This is a genomic window from Hansschlegelia beijingensis, from assembly GCF_045505405.1.
In the GTDB taxonomy this organism is placed as follows: domain Bacteria; phylum Pseudomonadota; class Alphaproteobacteria; order Rhizobiales; family Methylopilaceae; genus Methylopila; species Methylopila beijingensis_A.
Map to the genome: position 1 here is coordinate 1 of NZ_JBJKEX010000460.1, position 1,985 is coordinate 1,985.

General features: G+C 71.5%; 2 protein-coding genes and 1 pseudogene. 2 read left to right on the forward strand and 1 reads right to left on the reverse strand.

Going from position 1 to position 1,985, the window contains the following annotated elements; genetic code table 11:
• Positions 1-702, reverse strand: a 702-nt coding sequence (locus ACIKT0_RS17530; RefSeq protein WP_407106629.1) for a class I SAM-dependent methyltransferase, incomplete at its 3' end; no start/stop codon positions are given.
• 115 nt (positions 703-817) lie between these two features.
• On the opposite strand from ACIKT0_RS17530, the gene gloB reads away from it, so the two are divergent.
• Positions 818-1,585, forward strand: a complete 768-nt coding sequence (gene gloB, locus ACIKT0_RS17535) for a hydroxyacylglutathione hydrolase (protein WP_407106630.1) — start codon at positions 818-820, stop codon at positions 1,583-1,585.
• Positions 1,582-1,890, forward strand: a pseudogene (locus tag ACIKT0_RS17540) (cupin domain-containing protein); the annotation flags it as partial. The gene gloB and the pseudogene ACIKT0_RS17540, both read left to right, overlap by 4 nt.
• Positions 1,891-1,985: the final 95 nt, after the last annotated feature.

Below are 1,985 nucleotides of genomic sequence, written 5' to 3' on the forward strand. Positions count from 1 at the left end.
CCGCCCGGCAGGTCCGCCGCGCGCGCGAAATGTTCGGTCGGTATCCACACGTCGTAATCCGTCGTGACCGCCGTTACGCGTTCGCTCTCGATGCGCATCCCACAGCCGGGCGCCGAGACGCTCCAGCGGCACGGCGGACCGGAACACCAGCCCGCGTTCGACCGGGGGCATGAACAGCGCCTCGTCCCATCCCTCCGGGGCGAACAGCGCCTCGCGGAGCAGCTCCGTCAGCTGGCTGCGGCTGAACGGCCGGCCATAGCCGAACGGCGTCGTGTCCATCTTCGCCCAAGCGCCCCGGCGGTTGGGGACGATCGCGATCAGCCGGCCGCCGGGAGCGAGGCAGCGCCAGGCCTCGTTCAGGAATTCGGTGGCGCTGCCGCAGGTCTCGAGCGCGTGGACCGCCACGATGCGGTCGACGGCGGCGTCCGGCAGAGGCCACATCTCGTCGTCCACCAGGCCGGCGGCGTTCGGCCGGTCCAGCGGCCAGCCGGCGACGCCCTGCTGCGACGGCGAGAACGCCAGCACCCGCTCCGCATCCTCGCGAAACACGCCCACGAACGGCGTCGCGAACCCGATTCCAAGCACCCGCATGCCGCGGACGTCGCTCCAGCGCTCGCGCAGCTTGCCGCGCAGGATGCGGCGCGCGAGCTCGCCCAGGGGACGGCTGTAGAAGTCGCGGAGATCGAGGATGTCCATGGCCATGCGGCGACTGTAGCCGCCCGGGAGCCATCATTCGACTGGCGGCCGGGACTCTCCCGCAAGCTTGACCGCGAGGCGGTCGCCTATAGCCTGTGCGCCCGCCCGAACTGGAGACGTCATGCCCGCCGAGATCGTCCTCGTCCCCTGCCTGTCAGACAATTACGCGGTGCTGCTGCGCGATCCCGGGAGCGACGTCGTCGCGCTGGTCGATGCGCCCGAGGCCGCGCCGATCGCCCAGGCGCTCGAGAGCCGCGGCTGGGGCCTCAGCCACATCCTGATCACGCATAAGCACGCCGACCACATCGACGGGCTCGCCGAGCTGAAGAGTCGTTTCGGCGCGACCGCCTTCGGCCCCGCCGCGGAGGCGGATTCGATCCCCGGCCTCGACCGGACGCTCTCCGAAGGCGACGTGGCCGAGGTCGGCCCCTGGCGCTTCGAGACCATCGCGACGCCCGGCCACACCAAAGGCCACGTCGTGTTTCACGAGCCCGCGGAGAAATGGCTGTTCGCAGGCGACACCCTGTTCGTCATGGGCTGCGGCCGGCTGTTCGAGGACACCCCCGCCGCCATGTGGGGCTCGCTGTCGAAGCTCGCCCGGCTGCCGAGCGACACGACCGTCTGGTGCGGCCACGAATACACCGCGTCCAACGCGCGATTCTGCGCCTCCGTGCTGCCGGAGGACGCCGCCATCGCGGAGCGGCTGAAGAAGATCGAGGCCGCGCGCGCGGCCGGTCGGCCGACGGTTCCGACCACGATCGGCGCCGAGAAGGCGACCAACGTCTTCCTGCGCGCCGGCGAGGACAAGGTCGCGGCCGCGCTGGGGCTGCCGCCCGGCGACCCGGTCGCCGCTTTCACGGAGCTGCGCGCACGGAAGAACCGCGCATGAGCGCCCTCGACGGGCTCTCGGCCGCGGAGGTCGTGCGGCTGCTCGACCTCAAGCCGCATCCCGAGGGCGGGCATTTCCGCGAGACGTATCGCGATCCGGCGGCCGACGCCGCCGGCCGCAGCCGCTCGACCGCGATCTACTTCCTGCTCGCGGCCGGAGAGCGATCGGCCTGGCACCGCGTCGACGCGGTCGAGATGTGGCACTTCTATGCAGGCGACTCCCTGGAGCTCAGCCTGTCGGCCGACGGCGGCGAGACGCAGACGTTGCGGCTCGGCGCCGACATCGCGGCCGGTGAGGCCCCGCAGCTGAACTTGTAGGCGACGGAAGCTCGAGCTGGGCCCCGAGCAACGCAACGTTTTCGCCGGCGACGCCACCGGGTCGTACCGAGAAGCCGAGCCTT